The sequence below is a fragment of the Streptomyces sp. SYP-A7185 genome (assembly GCF_046103685.1).
Taxonomy (GTDB): domain Bacteria; phylum Actinomycetota; class Actinomycetes; order Streptomycetales; family Streptomycetaceae; genus Streptomyces.
Map to the genome: position 1 here is coordinate 5,154,016 of NZ_CP122310.1, position 24,592 is coordinate 5,178,607.

The window sequence follows — 24,592 nt, forward strand, 5'->3', positions numbered from 1 at the left end:
TCAAGCCCCGCTTCGTGTGCGCGACCGGCAGCCGCTCAATCCGCGACGGGCTTCCACTGGTCGGCCTCTCGTGCTGCCGCGCGGGCGCCGAGGAACCCGACGGCGAGTGAGACCACGGCGCACGTCGAGATGCCCGCTGCCAGGACGGTCCACGACACGGATCCTTCCTGCACCAGGGAGATGAAGAACACCGAGTGCCACGCCGTGACTGCCCCGGTCAGGACCGTGGCGATGAGCAAGGGGACGGTCAGGTGCCATGAGCTCACGGACCGGAAGACCCGGCGACGACCCGTCAGGACGGAGAGCGGGGCCAGCGCATGGCGGATGCGGACGAATTCGGCGGCCGCGCTGACCGCACCCGCCAGGAGGATGAAGAGGATGCCGGTGACACCGAACAGCTGGATCCAGTTCGCCAGATGGGCGCGCGAGGAGCCAAGCCAGTTTCCCCCCAGCGTCTCGACCTGCACCGAAGGATTGGGAAGCGTGTACGCGGCTTCCTTCACCGCGGTGAGCTGACCCGGCTCGGGAGTCACGACGACGAGGGACTGTGAGCCGTCCGGCCGCACGGAGACCCGGGTGGTCTGTGCGAACTTGACGTTGCCGTACCAGCGGCGCATCTCCTGCACTTGAGGGCTGGTGCCGACCGGTGTCTTCGTGTCGCCGGGACAGGCGACCCGCAGGGTACGCAGGTCTGCGCAGGAGCCTGCGATCGTCACCCACGGATCCTTCGGCGGGCCCGGATCGTGGAAGGCGCGGACGAGCAGGAGCGACCCGGCGGGAAGGGAGGAGCGGAACTGTTCCGTCTGTGCCGCCGTCATGCCACCGGTGGTCAGCTGGATGACCGTGTCCTTGATCCGGTGGTGAGTCTCGGCGGCCACCTGCGACCGCACTCCGAGCCTGCTGGTCCACACCTGCATCTGCGCGACGATCCCGATGCCGATCACCATCGCCAGAGCCAGCCGGACGATGACGCCGGGATGAGTATGCGTCCACCGTCCGCCGATCAGGCGGCCCGCGTGCCCCTTGCGCCTGCCGTTCTCGGCGAGCCAGGAGCCCAAGTGCCGGGTGACGAGCGCCACGACGGAGGACAGAAACGCCCACATCACGACGGTGCCGCAGGTGAACACGGCCAACTGCGCCTTCTGCGGCGCGTACTGGCTTGTCAGGACCAGCGCGATACCGACGCCGCAGACGGCCAGGCGCCACGCGGGAACACGCGAGGTGAAGGACGCCGGGCGGGTGGACCTGCCGTCCCGGTGGACGCGGTGCGTGCCCACGACGATGCCCAGCACGGCCAGCAGCGATACGACGGCCGCCGCGACCGCGGTGGGCCAGGCGGTCAGTACGTCGCGGTGGTCGAGGATGTATCCGGTGGGCCCGAGGCGGAGGTCCCAGGAGGAGGCGACGGCGTACGGGATGAGTGCGGCGAGGGTGCCCAACGCCGCCGGGAGCGCGGCCTCACCGACGTTGACGATCATCCGGTGCCGCCATGTCCCGCCGAGGGCTTGCAGCAGGCTGCTGCGCCGGTCACGAGAGCGGGAGCCCACCCGCGCGGCTACGACGGTCAAGGCGAGGGCGGGGAGGCCGGCCAGGGACCACAGCGCGAGGAGAGGCGAGGTCACCGGCGGCTGATCGGGCATCTCACCCGTGGCTCCGCCACCGGAGCCGAAGGCGGCCACAGGCATCCACCGGTCATCGTCCTTGGGCGGAGTGTCCGCCACCCGGACGTAGGCGATCCGCTCGGAGGGAGTGACCAGGCCATCGGTGGTGACGGTCCCGGCGAACGAACCGTACCGGCTGCGGATCCCCTCCGAGCCGCCGGTGCGCAGGAGTTCGGGAGAGAGCAGCACCTCGCCCGGCTTGGGCCAGTGCGTGATACCGGCGGGCAGAGGGGCCTTCTGCGTGAGGGGGTGGAGGAAAATGACGGATACGGGGCGGCTGCCGACGGAGTCGGCGCCTTCCCGATACAGCAGCGCGGCATGCTTGTTGTCGGTGATCACCGCTCCGCGGGCGTCCGCTCTGGTCTCCCGGCCGTCAAAGGTGGCGACGGTGGCGATGCTCGCCAGGGCGACGAAGGCGACGGCGAAGGCTGCGCTGAAGAGTCCCCACCAGCGCAGACGGTCGCCGGGAGTGGAGCGCCCTGCGGCAAGGCCGATCCTCAGCAGGGTGCCTGCTGTGTGCGCCGTCCCCGTGAGGGTGCCCTCCGTGCCCGTGCGGGTGCCCTCCGCGCGTGTGCCCTCCGCCGGCGTCCTCGTTCGCATCAGACGGCTCCGACTTCGGCCAGGACCCCGCCCTGGAGCTGATGGCGGCGGTCGGCCCGGTCGGCGACCGAGGGGTCGTGCGTGACCAGGAGCAGTGCGCAGCCGCGCTCACGGGCCGTGGTGAAGAGCAGGCGTGCGACTCCGTCCTTGGCCTCGGGGTCGAGGGCGCCGGTGGGCTCGTCAGCGAGGAGGACGGCGGGCTCGGTGATCAAGGCGCGCGCCACGGCGGTCCGTTGACGCTCTCCTCCGGAGAGCATGCCGGTGGGGGTGGTACTGGTGGGGACGCCGAGTTCGTCCAGGAGCTCCTCCGCGCGCCGGTAGGCGTCGTGGTGGCGGCCTCCGTCGAGCAGGATGGGCAGGGCGACGTTCTCCACCGGGGTCAGTTCGGGGAGGAGTTCGCCGAACTGGAAGACCATGCCCAGAGTCTCCCGCCGTGCCTGCGCGAGCTGCGCGGACCGGAGCCCGGTGATCTCCCTGCCGCCGGCTGTGATGGAGCCAGCCTGCGGCTTGATCAGCCCGAGGATGCACATCAGCAGCGTCGACTTGCCGGATCCGCTGGGCCCGGTCACCGCGACCGACTCACCCGGGGCGACGGACAGTTCCACGCTGTCGAGGAGAGTCCGCCCCTCGACTTGGTAGCACAGACCGCTCACGTGGAGCCCGGACGAATCATTTCGGTTCACAGAATCTGGCCTCTTGTGTCAGAAAAGGGGGCGCCGCACCAGCCCGTCCCGGGCTGGTGCGGCAGAAGCGACGGTGGATATCCGGAAGACCCGGGATCTTCCGGGATATCCGAGAGATCCGAGATAGCCGGGAGATCCGGACTAGCGGATGGTCCAGTGATCCGCGCAGTCGTCCGGGTTGCCGTAGTTCTCGTCGCAAGCCTTGAACTTGTAGATCTTGGATCCGTCACCGGAGGTGGCGGTCGTCCCCGGGCCGCTGTGGTTCCACAGGGTCCGCTTCGTGTCCGCGCTGGCCGTCCGGTAGTACTCGGCCTTCACCGGGTCTCCGTCACTGCTGTTGTCCTTGACGGATATCCGCCCGGTGTCACCGGCAGCAGGAGCCCAGGCATGGGCGCCGCCACCATAGGAGTCAGCCGCGACGGCGGTCGCCGTAGGAACCGCGAGTGCCGCCGTGAGCAGCGCAGCAGCAACGATCTTCATTCTCGTCATGCGTCCTTCTCCTTTGTCTGAACACGTTGAGGGCACGCCGAAGAAGCGACGGCCACGGGGCGTGTGGCCGACGGCTTTTGAATGGTGCTGTGCCGGCGTGTCCCTGCTGGAGCCCCCCTGCAGGACACGGCAAACGTAAACACAGATGACACACAAGTGGCGGGAGTTAACTGCAAGTTAGGTGCAGACCAAGCGGACGCAGCCCTCCCAGTTGAGCCGAAAGGCCTCCCGCCGAGGCGCATTGATCACCTGTGACCTGGCGCTTTCTTACCGACAAGTAGACGGTTGACGCTTCAACGTCCAACCACCATGTGATCCGTCTCACCCCGCCGAGGGTGACGGAGCCCTGCGATGGTCCGCAGACGCCCGCAGGGGGCTCGACCTCAGGCCAGCGCTGGATCAGCTCCATGACGTTCGTACAGCTGCTTCACTTGTTTGACCCAGAAGCCGAACTTCTCATCTGCCGTTGCGCTCATGGGCAGAAGCTGGAGCTCCTTGGCCAACTGATAGAAGCCAGAGCCAGCGTCATTGGCATCCAGGTAGTTCACCAGCGCCGAGAGCATGACAGGCGGGTCGCAGGGGGCGATCTCCTGGTCGCGTTCCACTATGAGTCCGAGCAGATGCCCCATCGCGGCACGCTCGTCAGCCCGCTCGAAGTCGAAGGGACGGCAGCCTGTTCGCCTGCTCAGAGTCACGTTGAACTCGGTGTACGAGGTGAGCTTGCCCAACTTCGCGCGCTCGACGAGGAAGCCACGACCGGCGTGTACCAGCTCTTCCCATTCACTGTCCGCGCGGCCGTATCCAGCCATCACCGCCCCCTGATCTACAGCGATCCGTTGAGCTACAGCGATCCGTGAGCGGGAACGTACAGTGCCGGTGCAGTGCCCACAATCGCTCGATGGGCTGAGTGCAGCCCAGGCTGCGAAGATGCCCGGCATTGAGATCGAGTCTCACGAGTGGACACCTCGGGAGACCCGTACGTCCTTCGTCTCGATCTTGTCGGATGGCGGGATCCCGCTCGAAGAGATCCCTCGGCTCGTCGGGCACTCCAGCACGGCCGTGACCGAGGAGGTCTACCGGAAGCAGATCCGCCCGGTGATCCAGACGGGGGCCATCGCCATGGACGGCATCTTCGGTACGGCACCGCCGCCGAAGCGGTAGGCACTCGGAGTCACGCACAACGCCAGAGGGCCGGTACTGAAATCAGTACCGGCCCTCTGACCTGCTGCTTAGCTGTCGGGGTGGCGGGATTTGAACCCACGACCTCTTCGTCCCGAACGAAGCGCGCTGCCAAGCTGCGCTACACCCCGATGTCGTTGCTCCACTTGCCCGCATTGCTGCTGGCCGTGGCGACATCGATTACTTTAGCGGACCAGCGCCCGGAGACGAAATCCGGTTTTCGGGCCCCTGGGCGGAGGAGCCGGGCGGATGCGGTCCAGGCCCACCAGGAGCGCTGCCAGGGCGTAGAAGGCCAGGCCGAAGAAGACCGCGTTGGCCAGGACCCCCGGGTAGCCATGGGTGTCTACGTCCAGGAACGGGTACGGGTACCGCGCCACCGAGCCCGGGGCCATCAGTGCGCCCCGGATCAGGGCGAAGACCAGGTAGGCCAGCGGATACAGCATCCAGCGCGCGGCGTCGCGCAGCCGGAACGTGCCGGGGGTCGTCAGCAGGAGCCAATTCAGGGCTGCCCCGATCGGTGTCACCGTATGCAGCAGCGTGTTCGAGACGCTGTGCCAGGCGGACCGGGCCGCGGCGTCTCCCGGCCCGTCTCCCGTCATCGAGAAGCCGCTCGCGTCGTTCGCCAGGATCAGGTGGTAGACGAGGCCAGTGATCAAGATGAAGAGCAGCGTCCCGCCCGTCACCAGCGGCGGCAACGGCCGCCGGCCCTGCCACGCCTGGCGTGCCGCCAGCGCGAAGACCACCGCCACCAGCACATTGCTCTGGATCGTGAAGTAGCTGAGCGCCCGCAGCGGATTGCCCACGCACAGGTCGATCGTGATGCCGGTCGCCGCCGCCAGCGCGATCAGCGCGCGGAACACCCCTGCCACGGGGCGGCGCACCGGCGGTACGACCGCCTCCGTGGGCGCGTCCCACGGCGTCGGCGTGATCATGGCTCCACGGTATGCACGCTCCCGCCCGCGCGCCCCCGGACCGCGTCCGCACGGGGAGGGACGGCACCGGCCCCGTCTCGCCCGCCCCTCCGCTCGCGCAATCAGGTAGCGGAGGGGGCAGGCCCCAAGGGGGGAGGGCCATCAGTGCCAGGCGGAGAGCCATCAGCGCCGCGGGGCGACCGTCCGCCGCCCCGCTGGCACCCGGCCCGGGTGGAAGTGGAGGGTCGCTAGGGCGGAAGGGCGCCAGGGCGGAAGGCCACCGTCAGCCGTCCCTCCCTCCCCCCGGGGACCCTCACCGGCACCCGGCCCCCCGAAAAACCCGCCCCCCAGCGCCAGGCACCAGCCCCCGACAATCAAGCCCCCTTGCCATCCCCAGCCGCCGTCAGCGTCAGCAGCGTCGCCTCCGGGGGGCACGCGAAGCGCATCGGGGTGTAGCGGCTTGCGCCGCAGCCCGCCGAGACGTGCATGTATGACCGCTGGCCCTCCGCCTCGTGGCGCGACAGGCCCTTCACGCGCTTCGTGTCCAGGTCGCAGTTGGTGACCAGCGCCCCGTAGAAGGGAATGCACAGCTGACCGCCGTGGGTGTGGCCCGCGAGGATCAAGGGGTAGCCGTCGGCCGTGAACGAGTCGAGGGCCCGCAGGTACGGGGCGTGCACGATGCCCATCGAGAAGTCGGCGCCCGCGTCGGGGCCGCCCGCCACCCGCTCGTACCGGTCCCGCTTGATGTGCGGGTCGTCGACCCCCGTCAGGCCGATCTCGTAGCCCTCGACCTTGAGCGCACCCCGCGTGTTCGTCAGGTTCACCCAGCCCGAGGCGTCGAAACCGTCGCGCAGGTCCTCCCACGGGTTGTGGATCACGCCGACCGCGGGCGGGTTGCCGTTCAGGCCGTGCTTGCCCTGCGACTTCTCCAGGAGGTAGCGGGCGGGGTTGCGCAGCTTGGGCCCGTAGTAGTCGTTCGAGCCGAAGACGTACGCCCCCGGGAACTGCATCAGCGGGCCGAGCGCGTCCAGCGTCTCCGGTACGCCCTCGGGGTCGGAGAGGTTGTCCCCGGTGTTGACCACGAAGTCGGGGCGAAGACCCGCGAGGGACTGGAGCCACCGCTGCTTCTTGCGCTGTCCGGACACCATGTGGATGTCCGACAGGTGGAGGACCCGGAGCGGTCTCATCCCCGGCGGCAGCACGGGCACGGTGACCCGGCGCAAGCGGAAGGAGCGGGGCTCGATGCCCACCGAATAGACCAGACCGGCGGCGGCCGTCGCCGTGATTCCCAGAGGTACTGCGTATCGCGCGCGCATCCACCCATCGTGTCAGACCCGAAGGCCCCGTAAATCTGCGGGCGTCGGGCCGTACGCACCTGCGACAATCACCGCATGACCACGCTCAAGTCGAAGCTTCAGGAAGACCTCACCGCCGCGATCAGGGGGCGTGACGAGCTGCGCTCCTCGACGCTCCGGCTGACCCTCACCGCCATCACCAAGGAGGAGGTCTCGGGCAAGACGGCCCGCGAGCTCTCCGACGACGAGGTGCAGAAGGTGATCGCCCGCGAGGCGAAGAAGCGCCGCGAGGCCGCGGAGGCCTTCGCCCAGGGTGGCCGCGCCGAGCAGGCCGCCAAGGAGAAGGCGGAGGGCGAGGTCCTCGCCGAGTACCTGCCCAAGCAGCTCTCCGAGGACGAGCTCCAGGCGATCGTCGCCCAGGCCGTCGAGGAGGCCAAGGCCGCCGGCGCCGAGGGGCCGCGTGCCATGGGCCAGGTCATGAAGATCGTGAACCCGAAGGTCGCGGGCCTGGCCGAGGGCGGCCGCGTCGCCGCCGTCGTGAAGAAGCTGCTCGCGGGCTGAGCCGCACCACTCACAGCAGTCACGAGTAACGCGCATACGCGACTGAGGGCGCCCCCCGAAGCCAGGGAGCGCCCTCACTCACATACTGAACCTCACGTACCGAACCTCACCTACCGAACCTCACCTACCGAGCCAGGGGCCAACCACCGCGCCCGAGCCCCGCCTACCGGCCCCAGCCGCCGATCCCGCCCCCATTGCCGCCGCCGTTGCCGTTTCCGCCGTTTCCGCCGCCGCCGATGACGTCCGGCGGCAGGGAGATGTCCGGCCACGGGTCATCGTTGCCGCCGCCACCGCCTCCGCCGTCGTTCCCGCCGCCACCGTTGTCGCCGCCACCGCCGCCGCCCGGCTTGTTGTCCTCGTGCGGCCTGTCCTTGTCCTTGTCCTTGTCGCCGCCCGGGATGTGGACGGTGTGGAAGCCCGGCGCCGGCTTGCCCGCGAGCGCGCCGCTCATCGCGTCCCGCCAGATCGGACCCGGCACCTCACCACCGAAGACCTTGCCGTACGGGACTCCGCCGATGGTGATGTTGACCATCCGCCTCTTGTGCTGCGGGTCGCCGACCCAGACCGCGCCCGACATGTTCGGGGTGTAGCCCACGAACCAGGCGGCGTAGCGGTAGTCGGTCGTACCCGTCTTGCCCGCGCTCGCGCGGGAACCGAGACCGGCCTGCTTGCCGGTTCCGTCCTCGACCACGCCCTTCAGGAGGGTGTTGATGGTGTCGGCCGTTTTCACCGACATCGCGCGCGTGCACGTCGACTTCGGCACCGGCAGCGACTTGCCGCCCGGGCCGGCGATCGACTCGATCGCGACGGGCGTGCAGTGCTTGCCGCGCGCCGCGAACGTGGCGTACGCGCCGGCCATCGTCAGCGGCGACATCTCCTGGGTGCCGAGCGCGATCGACGGCGCCTGGTCGATCTTCCTGCCGTCGGCGCGCTCCACGCCCATCTTCTCGGCCATCTGCGTCACCGGGCAGATCCCGATGTCGCCGATCATCTCCACGTAGTAGGTGTTGACCGACTTCGCGGTCGCTTCCCGCATGTCGTACGGGCCGACCTCGGCCTCGTTCTCGTTGGTCAGCTTCGCGTTGCCGGAGTTCAGCCACTTCTTGCCGTCGCACGCCGCGACGCTGCTGGGATACGGCATCTCGTACGGCGAGTCATAGCTCTTGGTCGGCGGCATTCCGCCCTCCAGGGCGGCCGCCGCCACGATCGGCTTGAACGTCGATCCCGGCTGGTAGCCCGCGCCGCCGCCCATGGAGTCGTCCACGGACAGGTTGATCGTCGTCTCGTCCTTCTTGAAACCGTAGGGGCGCGACTGGCCCATGCCCAGGATCTTGCCGGTGCCGGGCTCGACGATGGTGGCCGCGGTCGCCACGTCGTCGGTCTGGTTGACGTGATCCTTTATCGAGGCCTGCACGGACTGCTGGGCCTTGGGGTCGAGGGTGGTCTTGACCCGCAGACCGCCCTGGTTCCAGACCTTGGCCCGGGCTTCCTTGGTCTTGCCGAAGACCGGGTCGGAGAGGAAGACCTCGCGTACGTAGTCGCAGAAGAACCCGGCGCCGCTGACCGCCGTGATGCAGCCGTTCCTGGGCGTGCTCACCTTGAGGCCGAGCGGCTTCTCCTTCGCCGCCTCGGCCTCCGCCTGCGTGATGTCGTGCGTCTCCGCCATGCGCTGGAGGACGACGTTGCGGCGCTTGGTGGCTTCCTCGGTGTCGTTGACCGGGTCGTACCGGCTCGGGGACTGCACGATGCCGGCCAGCAGCGCGGCCTCCTGGACCTGGAGCTTCTTGGCCGGCTTGGAGAAGTAGCGCTGGGCCGCGGCCTCGACTCCGTACGCCTGCTGGCCGAAGTAGGTGATGTTCAGGTAGTTGCTGAGGATGCGCTTCTTGCCGAGCTTCTCCTCGACCTGGATCGCGTACTTCAGCTCGCGGATCTTGCGCCCGAGGGTCTGCTGGGTGGCTTCGGCGACCTTGGTCGGGTCGTCGCCCGCCTCCTCGACGAAGACGTTCTTCACGTACTGCTGCGTGAGCGTGGAGGCGCCCTGGGAGACGCCGCCGCTCTGCGCGTTCTGGTTCAGCGCGCGCAGGATGCCCTTCGCGTCGACCGCGCCGTGCTCGTAGAAGCGCGAGTCCTCGATCGCGACGATCGCCTTCTGCATGTACGGCGAGATCTCCTTGAGGGGGACCACCGTGCGGTCGCGTGAGTAGACCGTGGCGATCGCGCCGCCCTCACGGTCGAGGATCGTGGTGCGCTGACTCAGCGGCGGCTGCTTCAAGTTGGACGGGATTTCGTCGAACCCCTCCACCGAGCCCTTCGCCGCGAGGCCGAGCGCACCGGCCGCGGGCAGAGCGATGCCTGCCAGCACGGCTCCCGCGAGCACGCTGACACCTAGGAACTTCGCTGCCTGCTGAGTTGGTGACAGACCACCGCCCGAGCGCTTCTTTCCCATGGGGGCAGCCTAATCCGTTGCCAGGGGCAATCCGATGGAGCGAAGGTTCCACGGGATGTTCGAGTGCTGGATCGTGACATCCGGCGGTGGATCGGGCGGTGAGTCGGGCGGTGGACCGGTCGCTATATCGGGTGGTGGACCAGTCGGTAGATCGGGTGGTACGTCCCCGGCCGTGGGCGTACCGGCGTACGGCCCGGCGGCGGCCGGCCGGGCCCGCGCCTGGAGTGGGCCCGGGAACGCGGCGGTGCATCGACATGAGAACTTGACGGCGCAACAACATGAGCTGTCTACGTTCCGATTCGCCGGACAGGCGGCAATGCCTTGGCCTAAGCTGCTCTCAACTGTCACAGCAGTGCGGTTCGGCAACAACCCCTCCGTCGGTCCCGAATCCCGACATGGGGTCCCCCTGCCCCTCAGGAGCTCCCGGTGAGCTTCGAGTGAGCCCGTGGGACGAGCCCGTGACCAGCCCGGAGCCGGCGCGGAGTCGGCTCGGCACGAGCTCGGGGAAGTGCCCGAATTCGCCTCATGCGGCATTCGATGCCCGTTGTGACTCAGCTGAAGTGCCCGCATTTGCCGGGATAATCACGCATGTCGTCAGCTCACTCCGTCGGGTGATCTGCCGCTTACGCATAGTCCGTTCGGGCCATTCAAGATTGGGCCCGAAGGGGGTGTTGCGCTGTGCCCACCTTCCGTAACGTCCTCAACTGGCGGCGGTGAATATGCCGCTGCCGCCGTGGGGGAGCCTCGATTCGGGAGAGGACGGCGCCGGTATGGGCTGGGTAACCGACTGGAGTGCGCAGGCGGCCTGCCGCACTACCGATCCAGATGAACTGTTCGTTCAAGGAGCAGCGCAGAACAGGGCCAAGGCGGTGTGCACCGGCTGCCCGGTGCGCACGGAGTGCCTGGCCGATGCGCTGGACAACCGCGTCGAATTCGGCGTGTGGGGTGGCATGACTGAGCGGGAGCGTCGCGCATTGCTGCGCAGGCGCCCCACGGTCACCTCGTGGCGCCATCTGCTGGAGACGGCGCGCTCCGAGTACGAGCGTGGCGCGGGCTTGCTGCCCGTGGACTTGGAGGACGACGAGACGTACGAGAGCTACGCGGCAGTGGGTTAGCGCCCGCCCGCCGCGTGGCGGCGGGGTAGGGCCCCCGCCGACCGCGTGGCAGCAGGAGCGGACGAGCCCCGCTAGCAGGAGCGGACGAGTTCCGCTGCTCGGGCGCCGTGCCATGCGCTCAGGCGGCGAGCCCGCCGGTCAGGCACCGTGTGCCCGGACGGCAGGCAGCTTCCGCTGCTCAGACGGCAGTCCGCTGGCATGGGTCTATCGATCTGTGGCTCCGTGGCTCCGTGAGTCCATGGGCCCGTGGGCGATGCCCGCTGCCCAGAAGGCTGCGGCTCAGCAAAGCTGCTGCTCGGAAAGCTCCGGCCCGATCAGGCATCCCGGCCCACGTGCATCACTCATCACCGTCACCACCGGCCGCGAGCCGGTCCCCGATGGCCCGAAGACCTGCCAGGTCGTGCACATCACCCGGCAGCGCCGTCACTTCGGCCACGGCCACCTCGGGGTGAAGCGCGGTGAAGCGGTCGCGCGTGCGCTGCTCGCGCGCGAGGAGCTGCATGCGCTCCGCGTGCAGTCGCAGCAGGCCGGCGGTCAGCTGCGCCACGGGCTGATGCGTGTCGTGGAGTTCGGAAGGTGCAGGGGTCGCTGAGGTCGTAGGAGTCTCGGAACCGCCGGTCGTAGAAGTCTTGGAACCGCCGGTGGACTCGGCGGCCTCGGTGGACTCGGCGGCCTCGGTGGACTCGGTGGACCCGGCGGCCTCGGTGGTTTCGCTGGAGTGACCGATGGCCCCGCTGGGATGATCGGGGTCCTCGCCGGAGTTGCCGGAGTTGTCGGAGTCGCCAAGGTCGCCGGGGGCTTCACTGGAGTTGCCGGGAGCTTCGTGGGTTGCCTCGGGGGAAGCCTCGCGGGAGTTACGCAGTCGAACCTTCCCGTCCTCCTGATCCACAATGCGGCTCTCGTCAAGATTTTCCGCGGCGGCCAGCGCCCGCTCGGCCGAGAGCTGAGCGGCGCCGCTGCGGTGCACCCTGTTCAGGACGAGACCGGCGAGCGGCATGTCGTCGGCCGCCAGCCGCTCCACGAAGTACGCCGCCTCCCTGAGCGCGTCCCGCTCCGGCGACGCCACCACGATGAACGCCGTGCCGGGCGCCTGGAGCAGCCGGTACGTCGCGTCCGCGCGGGTGCGGAAACCGCCGAACATCGTGTCCATGGCGGCCACGAACGTCTGGACGTCCCGGAGCAGTTGACCGCCGAGCAGCTTGCCCAGGGCCCCCGTCATCATCGACATCCCGACGTTCAGGAACTTCATGCCGGCCCGGCCGCCCACCTTCGCCGGAGCCATGAGCACCCGGATCAGCTTCCCGTCCAGGAAGGAGCCCAGGCGCTTGGGGGCGTCGAGGAAGTCGAGGGCCGAGCGCGAGGGCGGCGTGTCGACGACGATCAGGTCCCACTCGTCGCGGGAGCGCAACTGCCCCAGCTTCTCCATCGCCATGTACTCCTGCGTGCCCGCGAAGCCCGCCGAAAGCGACTGGTAGAAGGGGTTGTTGAGGATCGCGCTCGCCCGCTCCTTGTCCGCGTGCGCCTCGACGATCTCGTCGAAGGTGCGCTTCATGTCGAGCATCATGGCGTGCAGCTCGCCCTCGCCGGACGCGCTCTCGATGTCCTTGACCCGGCGCGGGATGTTGTCGAGCGAGTCGATCCCCATCGACTGAGCGAGCCGGCGCGCGGGGTCGATGGTCAGGACGACGACCTTGCGGCCCCGTTCGGCGGCGCGCAGGCCGAGCGCGGCGGCCGTGGTCGTCTTGCCGACGCCTCCGGAGCCGCAGCACACCACGATGCGGGTCTTCGGGTCGTCGAGCAGGGTGTCCACGTCGAGCATGCGGTCCGGGTCCAGCGGACGCGCCGCGCCCCGGTCCGCATCCGTACCCGCGCCCCTACCTGCCCCCGTACGGATACCCGTACCCGTACCCGTACCCGTACCCGTACCCGTACCCGTACCCGTACCCGTATCCGTGTCCGTATCGGTGTCCTGTGCCGGGTCCGAGATCGTGCGGTCCCTGGTCATGCGATCCCTTGCTTCCGCAGTTCCGTGGCGAGGTCGTAGAGCCCCGCCAGGTCCATTCCCCCGGACAGCAGGGGAAGTTCGTGCAGGGGGAGGTCGAGATCGCCCAGAACGGCCCGCTGAGAGCCTTCCAGGGCGTACCGCTCGGCGTACTCGGCGGCCTGCTCCAGGAGCGGGTCCACGAGCCGCTCGGCGACTCCGCCCCGGCGGGCCCCTCCGAGCCCGGCGGCGGACAGGGACTTGGCGATGGCCGTACGCGGTGTCTCGCCGAGCCCCAGCTCAAGCGCGGCCTCGTCGAGCAGCGCGGGCCGCACCATGTTCACGATGACGCGCCCCACGGGCAGCTTGGCGGCGCGCAGCTCGCGGATCCCGTCGGCGGTCTCCTGGACGGGCATCTCTTCGAGGAGCGTCACCAAGTGGACCGCTGTCTCCGGAGACTTCAGGACGCGCATCACGGCCTGCGCCTGATTGTGTATGGGGCCGATCTTGGCCAGGCCCGCCACCTCGTCGTTCACGTTCAGGAAGCGCGTGATGCGGCCCGTGGGCGGCGCGTCCATCACCACGCAGTCGTACGCGAAACGCCCGTTCTTGTCCTTGCGCCGCACGGCCTCGCAGGCCTTGCCGGTCAGCAGGACGTCCCGCAGACCGGGCGCGACGGTGGTGGCGAAGTCGATGGCGCCGAGTTTCTTGAGCGCGCGTCCGGCGCCCCCCAGCTTGTAGAACATCTGGAGGTAGTCGAGCAACGCGAGCTCGGGATCAATGGCGAGGGCATACACCTCCCCGCCCCCGGGAGCGACGGCGATCTTCCGCTCCTCATACGGCAGCGCTTCGGTTTCGAAGAGCTGCGCGATGCCCTGTCTGCCCTCGACCTCCACGAGAAGGGTGCGCTTTCCCTCCGTCGCGAGGGCGAGCGCGAGTGCGGCGGCCACCGTGGTCTTGCCGGTACCGCCCTTGCCGCTGACGACCTGGAGCCTGCTCACACTTCCGAGCCTAACCAGTCGCCGTGCGGACTAAGCAGGAGGCCACCGTGAGCAGCGCCTCACAACGGCTACAGTCGGCCACATGACCAAGTGGGAATACGCAACCGTGCCGCTGCTCGTCCATGCCACGAAGCAGATTCTGGACACCTGGGGCGAGGACGGCTGGGAGCTTGTCCAGGTCGTGCCCGGGCCGAACAACCCTGAGCAGCTCGTGGCCTACCTGAAGCGGGAGAAGCAGGCATGAGCGGCGCCGTCGAGGCGAAGCTGGCCGAGCTCGGGCTGACCCTGCCCGAGGTCGTGCCGCCGATCGCCGCCTACCAGCCGGCGATCCAGTCCGGCGTGTACGTCTACACCTCGGGCCAGCTCCCCATGGTGGAGGGCAAACTTCCGGTGACCGGCAAGGTCGGCGGGGAAGTGACCCCCGAGGAGGCCAAGGACCTGGCCCGCACGTGCGCCCTGAACGCGCTCGCCGCGGTGAAGTCCGTCGCCGGTGACCTGGACCGGATCGCCCGCGTCGTGAAGGTCGTCGGCTTCGTGGCCTCGGCCCCGGACTTCACGGGCCAGCCCGCGGTGATCAACGGCACGAGCGAGCTGCTCGGCGAGGTGCTCGGCGACAAGGGCGTGCATGCCCGCAGCGCCGTGGGTGTGGCGGTCCTGCCGCTGGACGCGCCGGTCGAGGTCGAGATCCAGGTGGAGCTCACCGAGGCGTAAGCCCCGACCCGTGCCAAACGGCCGTCCGAGGTCATCCGACGGCGACCCGAAAACCGTCCGGCGGCCGTCCGGCCCCAGTGCGGCGGCCGTCCGCAGACGGCCCGAAGGTCGCCTCTCGAACATCAGCCCAGTTGGGGATAGCCTCCGCCCATGGCTAATGGGCAGTGGTACCCCCCGGAGTGGCCCGACCGTATCCGTGCGCTGAGCAGCGGCGAACTGACGCCGGCGACTCCGCGCCGGGCGGCCACGGTCATGCTCCTGCGGGACTCCGTGACCGGCCCCGCCGTACACATGCTGCGCAGACGCGCCTCCATGGCCTTCGCCGGAGGCGCGTACGCGTATCCGGGCGGTGGCGTGGACCCGCGTGACGACGACCGTCTCGTGCGCTGGGCGGGCCCCTCGCTCGCCACCTGGGCGGCGCGGCTCGGCGTGGACGAGCCCGGGGCCCAGGCGATCGTGTGCGCCGCCGTCCGCGAGACGTTCGAGGAGGCGGGCGTGCTGCTCGCCGGGCCGACCCCGTCGACCGTGGTGGGCGACACCACGGGCGACGACTGGGAGGCGGACCGCGAGGCACTGGTGGCCCGCGCGTTCTCCTTCGCGGAGTTCCTCGACCGCCGCAGCCTGGTCCTGCGCAGTGACCTGCTGGCCGCCTGGGCGCGGTGGATCACCCCGGAGTTCGAGCCGAAGCGCTACGACACGTTCTTCTTCGTGGCGGCCTCCCGGAGGGGCAGCGCACCCGCAACGCCTCCACCGAGGCCGACCGTACGGTGTGGATCGCTCCGGAGGAGGCCACGGCCGGGTACGACAAGGGCGACCTCCTGATGATGCCGCCCACGATCGCGACCCTGCGCCAACTGAGCGCCTACAGGTCGGCCGCCGACACCCTGGCCGCCGCCCCGGAGCGCGACCTCACCCCGGTCCTGGCCCGGGCCCGCTTCGAGGACGGCGAGTTGATCCTGTCCTGGCCGGGCCACGCCGAATTCACCAAGCACATCCCTACGGGGCCTACGGGGCCTACGAGGCCTTCGGGGCCTACGGGCGGTACAAGCCCGGCGGGCTCTGCGGGCGCCACGGGAAATCACGCGTGACGCCGCGTATGGGGAATGCCCTGACGACACGTCGTACGACCGCCCCGCCCGCCACCAAGGCCACGCCTGACACGAATCGGACGGGAGTCCTCCCCGCATGACCGAAGCCGCCGCTCTTCCCGGCCAGCCCCGGGGCGGAGTCCTCAGCGGGCCCGCCACCGCTCGCGCGGTCAACGTCCTGGCCCCCAACGCGTCCGCGATGACGCTGGACGGGACCAACACGTGGATCGTGTCCGAGCCGGGCTCCGGGCTCGCGGTCGTCGTCGACCCGGGGCCCCTGGACGACGTACACCTCCAGCAGGTCATCGCCACCGCCGAGCGCGCCGGCCAGCGGGTCGCGCTCACGCTCCTCACCCACGGCCACCCGGACCACGCGGAGGGCGCCGCGCGCTTCGCCGAGCTGACCGGAACCAAGGTGCGGGCGCTCGACCCCGCGCTGCGGCTCGGCGACGAGGGCCTGGGCGCGGGGGACGTGATCACCACCGGCGGCCTGGAGCTCCGCGTGGTCCCGACGCCGGGCCACACCGCGGACTCCCTCTGCTTCCATCTCCCGGCCGATCAGGCGGTCCTGACGGGAGACACGGTCCTGGGCCGCGGTACGACGGTCGTGGCGCACCCTGACGGCCGCCTGGGGGACTATCTGGACTCTCTGCGGCGTCTGAGGTCCCTGGCGGTCGACGACGGCGTGCACACGGTCCTGCCGGGCCACGGCCCGGTCCTGGAGGACGCCCAGGGCGCCGTCGAGTTCTACCTGGCCCACCGCGCCAATCGCTTGGCGCAGGTCGAGACGGCCGTGGAGAACGGGCACGCGGCTCCGTCGGACGTGGTCGCCCACGTCTACGCGGACGTGGACCGCTCCTTGTGGCCGGCGGCGGAACTGTCGGTGAGGGCGCAACTGGACTACTTGCGGGAACACGGCTTGATCTAGCCGCAACTTCCCGCCCTCGAAGCGATCGAGTAGGGGCGGGCGGGGAGGCTGAAACGGCTTGTGCGGAAAGCGGAAAGCGGAAACGCGAACGGGTCCCGCCTCACCCGAGGCGGGACCCGTCCACGTAAAAGGAAGTCGGCGTCAGCGAAACCGGTCAGCGAGACCGGTCAGCGGAAACCGGTCAGCGAGACCGGTCAGCGAGACCGGTCAGTGAAACCGATCGGCGAAGTCGGTCAGCGCGACCGCTTGGCCAGCCGCTCCACGTCCAGCAAGATCACCGCGCGGGCCTCGAGCCGGAGCCAGCCGCGCCCGGCGAAGTCCGCCAGCGCCTTGTTGACCGTCTCGCGGGACGCGCCGACCAGCTGGGCCAGCTCCTCCTGCGTGAGGTCGTGCACGACGTGGATGCCCTCTTCGGACTGCACGCCGAAGCGGCGCGACAGGTCGAGCAGGGCGCGGGCCACACGCCCGGGCACGTCGGAGAAGACCAGGTCGGACATCTGGTCGTTGGTCTTGCGCAGCCGCCGCGCGACCGCGCGCAGCAGCGCCGCGGCCACCTCGGGCCGTGCGTTCAGCCACGGCTGGAGGTCGCCGTGGCCGAGGCCGAGCAGCTTGACCTCGGTGAGTGCGGAGGCGGTTGCCGTACGCGGGCCCGGGTCGAACAGCGAGAGCTCACCGATGAGCTCGCCGGGGCCGAGCACCGCGAGCATGTTCTCGCGGCCGTCGGGTGAGGTGCGGTGAAGCTTCACCTTGCCCTCGGTGACCACGTAAAGGCGGTCTCCGGGGTCGCCCTCATGGAAAAGCGCATCCCCGCGCGCGAGCGTCACCTCACTCATGGAGGCGCGGAGCTCCGCGGCCTGCTCGTCATCGAGCGCCGCGAAGAGCGGGGCGCGCCGCAGAACGTCGTCCACGAGTTCTCTCCTTGTCGACCTGCATCAGGGGACCGTGCTCCCCAGTTTGCCGGACGGTCCAAACAGTGTGATCAGTCACAAGTCTGCCGCACTGGCGTCCCATGCTGTGCGGGAGGGGGCCAATTGGGGGCCGATCCATAGGGTCCAGGGCGGATGTCAGTGTCGGGCTCTAGGCTGGCCGGGTGTCCAAAAAGCCGGTGAGAACACAGGCCAGGAGTGCTGGGAAGCCTACAGCCCACCCGGATTCCGCTGTGGGCGAACATACTTCCACTGAGCCAGAGAATGCGACAAAAGGGACAAGGGTGCCACCGGTGAGCGAGCCGTCGGAGCGAATTCAGGCCACCACGGGCGCGGCGAAATCCACCCCGCCCAAGAAGAGCGCCCCGGCCAAGAAGTCCGCCTCGGCCAAGAGGACCACGCCGGCCAAGAAGACCACCGGGACAACGAAGACGGCGGCCCCGGCACGGCAGAGCGCTCCGCCCAAGAAGACCACCGCAGCCAAGAAGACCACCCCGGCCGCCAAGAAAGCCGCCCCCAGCTCCAAGCCCACCCCCAGCTCCAAGCCCACCCCCAGCTCCAAGCCCACCCCCAAAGCAGGCAAACCCGAGTCCCACACGGCCCTCGTCCGCCGGGCCCGCCGCATCAACCGCGAGCTCGCCGAGGTGTACTCGTACGCGCACCCCGAGTTGGACTTCGAGAACCCCTTCGAGCTGCTCGTCGCCACGGTCCTCTCCGCGCAGACCACCGACCTGCGGGTGAACCAGACGACCCCGCGCCTCTTCGCCGCGTACCCGACCCCGGAGGACCTCGCCGCAGCGAACCCCGAAGAGGTCGAGGAGTTGATCCGGCCGACCGGGTTCTTCCGGGCGAAGACGAAGTCGATCATGGGCCTCGCCACGGCGCTGCGGGACGAGTACGGCGGCGAGGTGCCCGGCCGCCTGGAGGACCTGGTCAAACTGCCCGGCGTGGGCCGCAAAACCGCGTTCGTCGTGCTGGGGAACGCCTTCGGGGTTCCCGGCATCACCGTGGACACCCACTTCGGGCGGCTCGTCCGGCGCTGGAAGTGGACCGAGGAGACCGATCCGGTGAAGGTCGAGGCCGCCGTCGCGGACCTCTTCCCGAAGAGCGAGTGGACGATGCTCTCGCACCGCGTGATCTTCCACGGCCGCCGAATCTGCCACTCCCGCAAGCCCGCCTGCGGCGCCTGCCCGATCGCCGACCTCTGCCCGTCGTACGGGGAGGGCGAGACCGACCCGGAGAAGGCCAAGAAGCTCCTGAAGTACGAGATGGGCGGCCTGCCGGGCCAGCGTCTCAAGCCCCCGCCGGACTACCCGGGAAAGGCCGCGCCCCCGCTGGGCGCCGCATGAGCGAGGAACCAACCGAGGGTCCAAGGGCGTTGTCCACAGTTGGACGGGGGTGCCGATGACGCACGCGAGCGACACGAGCGAGACGACCGACACGAGCGATACGCACATGACTGATGGGAACGGCTTCCAGAGGCCCGGCGGCCCGAGCAGGCCCCACGGCCTCAACGCACCTGACGGCCTCAACGGGTCCCACGGCCCCGACGCACCCGACGGCGTCAGAGAACCCGACGGCCCGAACAGCCCGAATATCCCGACCGGCCCCACCAACCCCACCGGCCCCAACAGCCCCAACAGCCACGTAAGCCTCAGCGCCCAAGGGCTCCCCGCCTGGCTGGATCCCGTCGTACGCGCGGCCAAGACGGTCCGGCCGACCCAGCTCAGCCGCTTCCTGCCGCCGGAGAGCGGTGCCGGACGCCAGTCGGCCGTGCTGATCCTCTTCGGAGAGGGCGCTCGCGGCCCCGAGCTGCTTCTGATGGAGCGTTCGGGGAACCTCCGCTCGCACGCCGGACAGCCTTCCTTCCCCGGCGGCTCGCTCGACCCCGAGGACGGCGACCCGCTGACGGACGGCCCCTTGCGCGCCGCCCTGCGCGAGGCCGAGGAGGAGACCGGGCTCGACCCGCGGGGCGTCCAGCTCTTCGGCGTGCTGCCCAAGCTCTTCATCCCGGTGAGCGACTTCGTGGTGACCCCGGTGCTCGGCTGGTGGCGTACGCCCACCCCCGTCGGCGTCGTCGATCCGGCCGAGACGGCCCGGGTCTTCACGGTCCCCGTGTCCGATCTCACGGATCCCGGCAACCGCGCGACGACGATCCATCCGAGCGGCCACCAAGGCCCGGCCTTCCTCGTCGAATCCGCTCTGGTCTGGGGTTTTACGGCCGGAGTGATCGACAGGATTCTGCACTTCGCGGGCTGGGAGCGCCCCTGGGACCGCACCAAGCAGGTGCCGCTCGACTGGCGCGCATGACAAGGTTGCGGGGACGTGGCGACCGCGATGCGAGGCGAGGATTGAATCGGTGAACGTGCTGGACATCCTGTTGGTGGTCGCCGCCGTATGGTTCGCGGTCGTCGGTTATCGCCAGGGTTTCGTCGTCGGCATCCTGTCGGTGATCGGCTTCCTGGGCGGCGGACTCGTCGCGGTGTACCTGCTGCCCGTCATCTGGGGCGCCCTGACGGACGACGAGGGAGCGGTGAGTACGACGGCCGCCGTCGTCGCCGTGGTCATCGTGATCGTCTGTGCCTCCATCGGCCAGGCCTTCACCACCCACTTGGGCAACAAGCTCCGCCGGTACATCACTTGGCAGCCGGCCCGCGCCCTGGACGCCACGGGCGGCGCCCTGGTGAACGTACTGGCGATGCTCCTCGTCGCCTGGCTCATCGGCTCCGCCCTCGCGGGCACGACGCTGCCGACGGTCGGCAAGGAGGTGCGCAACTCCAAGATCCTGCTCGGCGTCTCGCGCACGCTGCCCGACCAGGCCGACACCTGGTTCGCCGACTTCTCCTCGGTCCTCGCGCGCAACGGCTTCCCGCAGGTCTTCAGCCCGTTCTCGAACGAGCCCATCACCGAGGTCCAGGCCCCCGACCCCAAGCTCGCCAAGAGCGCGGTCGCCACGAAGGCCAAGCGCTCCATCGTGAAGGTGCAGGGCGAGGCGCGCGGCTGCGGCAAGGTCCTGGAAGGCACCGGATTCGTCTTCTCCGACCGTCGCGTCATGACGAACGCGCACGTGGTCGGAGGCGTGGACGAGCCGACGGTGCAGATAGGCGGAGACGGCAGGACGTACGACGCGAAGGTCGTGCTCTACGACTGGGAGCGCGACATCGCCGTCCTGGACGTGCCGACCCTCGACGCGCCCGCGCTGCAGTTCACGTCGAAGGACGCGGCCAGCGGTGACAACGCGATCGTGGCGGGCTTCCCGGAGAACGGCCCGTACGACGTCCGCCCCGCGCGCGTGCGCGGTCGCATCACGGCCAATGGCCCGGACATCTACCACCGGGGCACGGTGCGCCGTGACGTGTACTCGCTCTTCGCGACCGTCCGCCAGGGCAACTCCGGCGGCCCGCTGCTCACGCCCGAAGGCAAGGTCTACGGCGTGGTGTTCGCGAAGTCGCTCGACGACCCGGACACCGGCTACGCCCTGACCGCCGACGAGGTCCGCAAGGACATCGAGGCAGGCCGCACCGCCAACCAAGAGGTCGACAGCGAGGGCTGCGCGCTCTAGAGGGGGCGCGCGGTCGGGGGAGCAGCCGGAGGGATCGGTCCGGAAGGATCGGTCCCGAGGGATCGGCCCGGAGGGTTCGGCCTTGAAGGGTCCGTCCGGGCGGATCAGTCGGTCAGTCGCGCGTATGCCTCAGCCGCGCCGAGACCCAGCGGGCCCTGCGGCGCAGGATGTGGGGAATACCGATGGCTTGAACAGGGCCATCATGGCCCGGATCATGCGAACCGCCCCTCTCACGGCTGTTCAGCGCTGTGGCCGAGCGGCGATTGCGTGCTGCGTCACTGTAGTCGTGCGTCCAGCCCATACCCGGACGTGTGCCCCCGCCCCAAGGTCGGTAATCGCGCCCACGGGCCCCAATTGGCCTATGCGGGAGGCAATTGGCCGTTCGAAGGACAGGTGTTCGTTTGACCCCGGTCGGCGGCCCCGCGTCTACCGGTCCGGCTCGGGATCCTTCAGCCAGTTCACCAGCTCGGTGGAGAAGGCGACCGGGTCCTCCTCCTGCGGGAAGTGCCCGAGGCCGTCGAAGAGCCGCCACCGGTAGGGCGCCTCGACGTACTCGCCCGAGCCGGCCGCGCTGCGCGTACGCATCACGGGGTCGAGCGAGCCGTGCAGATGCAGCGTCGGCACCCGTACGGGCCGCTTCATGCGCCGGTTGAACTGGATGCCGTCGGGGCGGGCCATCGACCGCACCATCCAGCGGTACGGCTCGACCGAGCAGTGCGCCGTCGACGGGATCGTCATGGCCCTGCGGTACGTCTCCACGGCCTCGTCGTCCGGCAGCCGCGGCCCCGACCAGTCCCGCACCAGACGCCCCACCAGAGCCGCGTCGTCCGCGACGAGTTGACGCTCCGGCACCCACGGCCGCTGGAAGCCCCACACGTACGAGGCCGCGGCGGTCTGCCTGCGGTCCGACAGCATCGCCGAGCGCCAGCGCCGTGGGTGCGGCATCGAGGAGACCGCGAGGCGGCGCACCAGCTTGGGCCGCATCACGGCCGCCGTCCACGCGAGGTACCCGCCCAGGTCGTGCCCGACGAGCGCCGCGTCCGGCTCGCCGAGCGACCGGACCACGCCCGTGATGTCGAGCGCGAGGTTCGCCGGGTCGTAACCGCGCGGCGTACGGTCGCTGCCGCCCACGCCCCGCAGGTCCATCGCGACCGCCCGGAAGCCCGCGTCGGCGAGCGCCACCATTTGATGCCGCCAGGTCCACCAGAACTGCGGAAAACCGTGCAGGAGCAGCACGAGCGGCCCGTCGCCCATCTCGGCGATGTGGAAGCGGGCGCCGTTGGCGGCGACGTCCCGGTGGGTCCACGGTCCTTCGATGCGTACGAGTGACGTCGGTTGGGCCGGATGGGGGGCGGGCGTGGCTGGGTCCGTCATGAAGACGAGCGTGCCACAGCCGCAGCCTTGTCACCGCCACGGTCGAGAGTGGCACCGGCGAGGGGCGCGGGGCCGACCGAACGGGGGTGCGGCTTGACGTTCTGCAGCACGGCGGCCGTCTCCTTGGCCGAGGCGGCGGCCTTCTGCGGGCCCTTGCCCTTCTTGGCCTTCTTCGCGAAGACGACGCCGATCAGCGCGAGCACCCCGGCGACCAGCACGTTCGCCGCGAAGGAGAGCAGGAAGCAGACGGCCATGTTCCAGCCGCTCCACGTGCGGATGCCGTACGCCAGGGCGAAGCTCAGCATCGGCAGCGAGAAGAGCAGCACCATCCCGGCGGCGGCGAAGGCGCCGCCGCCGACCGCACCCCGCTTGACGTCCTGCCGCAGCTGGGCCTTGGCCAGCGCGATCTCGTCGTGCACCAGCGCGGACATTTCGCTGGTCGCGGTGGAGACCAGTTGTCCGAGGCTGCGTTCGGTGCCGACGGGCCCGTCGGGTGCGCTCATCGCTTCTCCCCTTCTCCGTAAATGTGCGTAAGCCTGCCTAAGCGTGCTCACAAACGTCTGTTCCGGTACGACCGCTCAGCTCAGTCTGCGCAGTCAAGTCTGCTCAGATCATGCCGGACCCTCGTCCTCGGCGCGTGCCCCGGCCGACACTTCGGCAAGCCTGCGGTGCTCGGCTGCTTTCTTTTCGTAGATCGCGGCCATCCGCAAGTGGTACTCCGGCTTGTCCTTTTCGTATACGTCCGGGATGCCGTCGAGGTCGTCGTCACGCTCCTCCTCGTCGTACAGCGCGCGGTAGCGGGCGTTGCGCACCTTGAGCAGGATCCCGGAAAACACGGCCGCGACGAGAGAGCCCGTCAGGACGGCCGCCTTGATCTCGTCGGTGAGCAGCGGGTCCTCGGCGAAGGCGAGTTCGCCGATCAGGAGCGAGACGGTGAAGCCGATGCCGGCCAGCGAGGCGACCGCGAACACGTCCGGCCAGGCGAGTTCCTCGTTGAGCTCGGCCTTGGTGAACCGTGCGGCGAGCCAGGTGCCGCCGAAGATGCCGACCGCCTTGCCGATGACGAGACCGAGCACGACACCGAGCGTCTCCGGCCTCCGGAAGACGTCCCCCAGTGCGCCGCCCGACACCGCGACACCCGCGCTGAACAGCGCGAACAGCGGCACGGCCAGCCCTGCGGAGAGCGGGCGCACCAGGTGCTCGATGTGCTCGCCCGGCGAGTGCTCCTCGTCCTCGCGGCGGGTGCAGCGCAGCATCAGGCCCATCGCGACACCGGCGATCGTGGCGTGGATGCCGCTGTTGTACATCAGGCCCCAGATGACCAGGGCGAGCGGAACGTAGACGTACCAGCCGCGTACGCCCTTGCGGAGCAGGAGCCAGAAGACCGCGAGGCCGATGACCGCGCCGCCGAGGGCCGCGAAGTTCAGCTCGCTGGTGAAGAAGACCGCGATGATCAGGATCGCGAAGAGGTCGTCGACGACGGCGAGCGTGAGCAGGAAGGCGCGCAGCGCGGACGGCAGCGAGGTGCCGATGACCGCGAGGACGGCGAGCGCGAAGGCGATGTCCGTGGCGGTCGGCACCGCCCAGCCGTCCAGGGATCCGCCGCCGACGGTGTTGACCAGGACGTACACGAGGGCGGGTACGGCCATGCCGCAGAGCGCGGCGACGACGGGCAGGGCGGCGGCCTTCGGGTCGCGCAGATCGCCCGCGACGAGCTCACGCTTGAGTTCGATGCCGGCGACGAAGAAGAAGACGGCGAGCAGCCCGTCGGCCGCCCAGTGCTCGACGGAGAGGTCGAGGCCGATGGCGCCGGGTCCCAGATGGAAGCCGCTCACCGACTCGTACGAGCCGTTGGCGGTGTTCGCCCAGATCAGCGCGGTGACGGCGGCCACGAGGAGGAGGACACCGCCGACGGTCTCGGTGCGCAGCGCGTTCGCGACGAAGTTCCGTTCGGGCAGCGAGAGCCGTCCGAGGACCTTGCGGTTCTTGCTGGGTGTCTCATGGGGTGCGGGCGCGGCCACGGGGGTCGACCTCCGGTCGGTAGGCAGGACGAATCACTTGCCGACCAGACTTCCCGGCGC

22 protein-coding genes, 1 tRNA gene and 2 pseudogenes are annotated in these 24,592 nt (G+C 69.7%); 10 read left to right on the plus strand and 15 right to left on the minus strand.

Going from position 1 to position 24,592, the window contains the following annotated elements:
• Positions 1–35 precede the first annotated feature (35 nt).
• From QBL25_RS22625 to QBL25_RS22640, 4 genes are all read right to left on the minus strand, one after another.
• On the minus strand, positions 36–2,261 hold the full coding sequence (locus tag QBL25_RS22625) for a permease (protein ID WP_409058841.1): 2,226 nt from the start codon (positions 2,259–2,261) through the stop codon (positions 36–38).
• Positions 2,261–2,944 carry an ABC transporter ATP-binding protein gene (locus tag QBL25_RS22630; protein WP_409058842.1) on the minus strand — a complete coding sequence of 228 codons (684 nt, stop codon included), beginning with the start codon at positions 2,942–2,944 and terminating at the stop codon, positions 2,261–2,263. Before QBL25_RS22630 ends, QBL25_RS22625 begins: the two co-directional genes overlap by 1 nt.
• Positions 2,945–3,085: 141 nt before the next feature.
• Entirely contained in the window at positions 3,086–3,433 is a 348-nt protein-coding gene (locus QBL25_RS22635; RefSeq protein ID WP_409058843.1) for a hypothetical protein, read from the minus strand.
• Positions 3,434–3,816: 383 nt separating this feature from the next.
• Positions 3,817–4,242, minus strand: coding sequence for a hypothetical protein (locus QBL25_RS22640; RefSeq protein WP_409058844.1), 426 nt, complete (start codon positions 4,240–4,242; stop codon positions 3,817–3,819).
• A 133-nt stretch (positions 4,243–4,375) separates the two neighbouring features.
• On the opposite strand from QBL25_RS22640, the pseudogene QBL25_RS22645 reads away from it, so the two are divergent.
• A pseudogene (locus tag QBL25_RS22645) lies at positions 4,376–4,594 on the plus strand (site-specific integrase); the annotation flags it as partial.
• 75 nt (positions 4,595–4,669) lie between these two features.
• On the opposite strand, the gene QBL25_RS22650 reads toward QBL25_RS22645, so the two are convergent.
• The 3 genes from QBL25_RS22650 to QBL25_RS22660 all read right to left on the minus strand — a co-directional run bounded on the left by QBL25_RS22650 (position 4,670) and on the right by QBL25_RS22660 (position 6,839).
• Positions 4,670–4,743 (minus strand) — tRNA-Pro (locus QBL25_RS22650).
• Between the two features lie 54 nt (positions 4,744–4,797).
• Positions 4,798–5,544, minus strand: a complete 747-nt coding sequence (locus QBL25_RS22655; protein ID WP_409058845.1) for a Pr6Pr family membrane protein — start codon at positions 5,542–5,544, stop codon at positions 4,798–4,800.
• A gap of 353 nt (positions 5,545–5,897) precedes the next feature.
• Positions 5,898–6,839 carry a metallophosphoesterase gene (locus tag QBL25_RS22660; RefSeq protein WP_409058846.1) on the minus strand — a complete coding sequence of 314 codons (942 nt, stop codon included), beginning with the start codon at positions 6,837–6,839 and terminating at the stop codon, positions 5,898–5,900.
• 75 nt (positions 6,840–6,914) lie between these two features.
• Here QBL25_RS22660 and QBL25_RS22665 point away from each other — a divergent pair, with 75 nt between their 5' ends.
• Complete coding sequence (locus tag QBL25_RS22665; protein WP_365825907.1) at positions 6,915–7,379, plus strand: GatB/YqeY domain-containing protein; 465 nt, start codon at positions 6,915–6,917, stop codon at positions 7,377–7,379.
• A 163-nt stretch (positions 7,380–7,542) separates the two neighbouring features.
• Here QBL25_RS22665 and QBL25_RS22670 read toward each other — a convergent pair whose 3' ends face one another.
• Positions 7,543–9,825, minus strand: a complete 2,283-nt coding sequence (locus QBL25_RS22670; RefSeq protein WP_409058847.1) for a transglycosylase domain-containing protein — start codon at positions 9,823–9,825, stop codon at positions 7,543–7,545.
• Between the two features lie 770 nt (positions 9,826–10,595).
• Here QBL25_RS22670 and QBL25_RS22675 point away from each other — a divergent pair.
• On the plus strand, positions 10,596–10,940 hold the full coding sequence (locus tag QBL25_RS22675) for a WhiB family transcriptional regulator (RefSeq protein WP_361829254.1): 345 nt from the start codon (positions 10,596–10,598) through the stop codon (positions 10,938–10,940).
• Positions 10,941–11,277: 337 nt separating this feature from the next.
• Here QBL25_RS22675 and QBL25_RS22680 read toward each other — a convergent pair whose 3' ends face one another.
• Positions 11,278–12,759: an ArsA family ATPase gene (locus QBL25_RS22680; protein ID WP_409058848.1), complete on the minus strand. Its 1,482-nt coding sequence runs from the start codon at positions 12,757–12,759 to the stop codon at positions 11,278–11,280.
• Positions 12,760–12,941: 182 nt separating this feature from the next.
• Positions 12,942–13,922, minus strand: a complete 981-nt coding sequence (locus QBL25_RS22685) for an ArsA-related P-loop ATPase (RefSeq protein ID WP_409058849.1) — start codon at positions 13,920–13,922, stop codon at positions 12,942–12,944.
• An 82-nt stretch (positions 13,923–14,004) separates the two neighbouring features.
• On the opposite strand from QBL25_RS22685, the gene QBL25_RS22690 reads away from it, so the two are divergent.
• The 4 genes and pseudogenes from QBL25_RS22690 to QBL25_RS22705 all read left to right on the plus strand — a co-directional run bounded on the left by QBL25_RS22690 (position 14,005) and on the right by QBL25_RS22705 (position 16,649).
• A complete protein-coding gene (locus QBL25_RS22690; protein ID WP_003975360.1) occupies positions 14,005–14,166 on the plus strand; it encodes a DUF4177 domain-containing protein in 162 nt (53 codons plus the stop codon).
• Positions 14,163–14,633 (plus strand): RidA family protein, encoded by a 471-nt coding sequence (locus QBL25_RS22695; protein WP_409058850.1) that lies wholly within the window; start codon positions 14,163–14,165, stop codon positions 14,631–14,633. Before QBL25_RS22690 ends, QBL25_RS22695 begins: the two co-directional genes overlap by 4 nt.
• A 150-nt stretch (positions 14,634–14,783) precedes the next feature.
• Positions 14,784–15,721 (plus strand): annotated as a pseudogene (locus QBL25_RS22700) (NUDIX hydrolase).
• Between the two features lie 97 nt (positions 15,722–15,818).
• Positions 15,819–16,649, plus strand: a complete 831-nt coding sequence (locus QBL25_RS22705) for an MBL fold metallo-hydrolase (protein WP_409058851.1) — start codon at positions 15,819–15,821, stop codon at positions 16,647–16,649.
• Between the two features lie 233 nt (positions 16,650–16,882).
• On the opposite strand, the gene QBL25_RS22710 is transcribed toward QBL25_RS22705, so the two are convergent.
• Positions 16,883–17,557 (minus strand): Crp/Fnr family transcriptional regulator, encoded by a 675-nt coding sequence (locus QBL25_RS22710; protein ID WP_016642758.1) that lies wholly within the window; start codon positions 17,555–17,557, stop codon positions 16,883–16,885.
• A gap of 311 nt (positions 17,558–17,868) precedes the next feature.
• On the opposite strand from QBL25_RS22710, the gene nth reads away from it, so the two are divergent.
• The 3 genes from nth (at position 17,869) to QBL25_RS22725 (ending at position 21,137) form a co-directional block, all read left to right on the plus strand.
• Positions 17,869–18,924 carry an endonuclease III gene (gene nth, locus QBL25_RS22715; RefSeq protein WP_409058852.1) on the plus strand — a complete coding sequence of 352 codons (1,056 nt, stop codon included), beginning with the start codon at positions 17,869–17,871 and terminating at the stop codon, positions 18,922–18,924.
• Between the two features lie 106 nt (positions 18,925–19,030).
• A complete protein-coding gene (locus QBL25_RS22720; protein WP_409058853.1) occupies positions 19,031–19,885 on the plus strand; it encodes an NUDIX domain-containing protein in 855 nt (284 codons plus the stop codon).
• Positions 19,886–19,934: 49 nt separating this feature from the next.
• Positions 19,935–21,137 carry a MarP family serine protease gene (locus QBL25_RS22725; protein ID WP_409058854.1) on the plus strand — a complete coding sequence of 401 codons (1,203 nt, stop codon included), beginning with the start codon at positions 19,935–19,937 and terminating at the stop codon, positions 21,135–21,137.
• 112 nt (positions 21,138–21,249) lie between these two features.
• Here QBL25_RS22725 and QBL25_RS22730 read toward each other — a convergent pair whose 3' ends face one another.
• From QBL25_RS22730 to nhaA, 4 genes are all read right to left on the minus strand, one after another.
• Complete coding sequence (locus QBL25_RS22730; RefSeq protein ID WP_409058855.1) at positions 21,250–21,438, minus strand: hypothetical protein; 189 nt, start codon at positions 21,436–21,438, stop codon at positions 21,250–21,252.
• Positions 21,439–21,563: 125 nt separating this feature from the next.
• A complete protein-coding gene (locus tag QBL25_RS22735) occupies positions 21,564–22,511 on the minus strand; it encodes an alpha/beta fold hydrolase (protein WP_409058856.1) in 948 nt (315 codons plus the stop codon).
• Positions 22,508–23,014: a phage holin family protein gene (locus QBL25_RS22740; protein WP_409058857.1), complete on the minus strand. Its 507-nt coding sequence runs from the start codon at positions 23,012–23,014 to the stop codon at positions 22,508–22,510. Before QBL25_RS22740 ends, QBL25_RS22735 begins: the two co-directional genes overlap by 4 nt.
• A 108-nt stretch (positions 23,015–23,122) precedes the next feature.
• On the minus strand, positions 23,123–24,532 hold the full coding sequence (gene nhaA, locus QBL25_RS22745; protein WP_409058858.1) for a Na+/H+ antiporter NhaA: 1,410 nt from the start codon (positions 24,530–24,532) through the stop codon (positions 23,123–23,125).
• Positions 24,533–24,592 lie beyond the last annotated feature (60 nt).

What these genes read in the sequence shown, in the direction of transcription:
- QBL25_RS22625 (WP_409058841.1), bottom strand. Translation starts at nt 2,261, where the DNA reads ATGCGAACGAGGACGCCGGCGGAGGGCACACGCGCGGAGGGCACCCGC.
- QBL25_RS22735 (WP_409058856.1), bottom strand. Translation starts at nt 22,511, where the DNA reads ATGACGGACCCAGCCACGCCCGCCCCCCATCCGGCCCAACCGACGTCA.
- QBL25_RS22695 (WP_409058850.1), top strand. Translation starts at nt 14,163, where the DNA reads ATGAGCGGCGCCGTCGAGGCGAAGCTGGCCGAGCTCGGGCTGACCCTG.
- QBL25_RS22635 (WP_409058843.1), bottom strand. Translation starts at nt 3,433, where the DNA reads ATGACGAGAATGAAGATCGTTGCTGCTGCGCTGCTCACGGCGGCACTC.
- QBL25_RS22655 (WP_409058845.1), bottom strand. Translation starts at nt 5,544, where the DNA reads ATGATCACGCCGACGCCGTGGGACGCGCCCACGGAGGCGGTCGTACCG.
- QBL25_RS22670 (WP_409058847.1), bottom strand. Translation starts at nt 9,825, where the DNA reads ATGGGAAAGAAGCGCTCGGGCGGTGGTCTGTCACCAACTCAGCAGGCA.
- QBL25_RS22740 (WP_409058857.1), bottom strand. Translation starts at nt 23,014, where the DNA reads ATGAGCGCACCCGACGGGCCCGTCGGCACCGAACGCAGCCTCGGACAA.
- QBL25_RS22720 (WP_409058853.1), top strand. Translation starts at nt 19,031, where the DNA reads ATGACTGATGGGAACGGCTTCCAGAGGCCCGGCGGCCCGAGCAGGCCC.
- QBL25_RS22690 (WP_003975360.1), top strand. Translation starts at nt 14,005, where the DNA reads ATGACCAAGTGGGAATACGCAACCGTGCCGCTGCTCGTCCATGCCACG.
- QBL25_RS22640 (WP_409058844.1), bottom strand. Translation starts at nt 4,242, where the DNA reads ATGGCTGGATACGGCCGCGCGGACAGTGAATGGGAAGAGCTGGTACAC.
- QBL25_RS22730 (WP_409058855.1), bottom strand. Translation starts at nt 21,438, where the DNA reads ATGGGCTGGACGCACGACTACAGTGACGCAGCACGCAATCGCCGCTCG.
- QBL25_RS22660 (WP_409058846.1), bottom strand. Translation starts at nt 6,839, where the DNA reads ATGCGCGCGCGATACGCAGTACCTCTGGGAATCACGGCGACGGCCGCC.
- QBL25_RS22675 (WP_361829254.1), top strand. Translation starts at nt 10,596, where the DNA reads ATGGGCTGGGTAACCGACTGGAGTGCGCAGGCGGCCTGCCGCACTACC.
- QBL25_RS22680 (WP_409058848.1), bottom strand. Translation starts at nt 12,759, where the DNA reads ATGCTCGACGTGGACACCCTGCTCGACGACCCGAAGACCCGCATCGTG.
- QBL25_RS22705 (WP_409058851.1), top strand. Translation starts at nt 15,819, where the DNA reads ATGACCGAAGCCGCCGCTCTTCCCGGCCAGCCCCGGGGCGGAGTCCTC.
- QBL25_RS22665 (WP_365825907.1), top strand. Translation starts at nt 6,915, where the DNA reads ATGACCACGCTCAAGTCGAAGCTTCAGGAAGACCTCACCGCCGCGATC.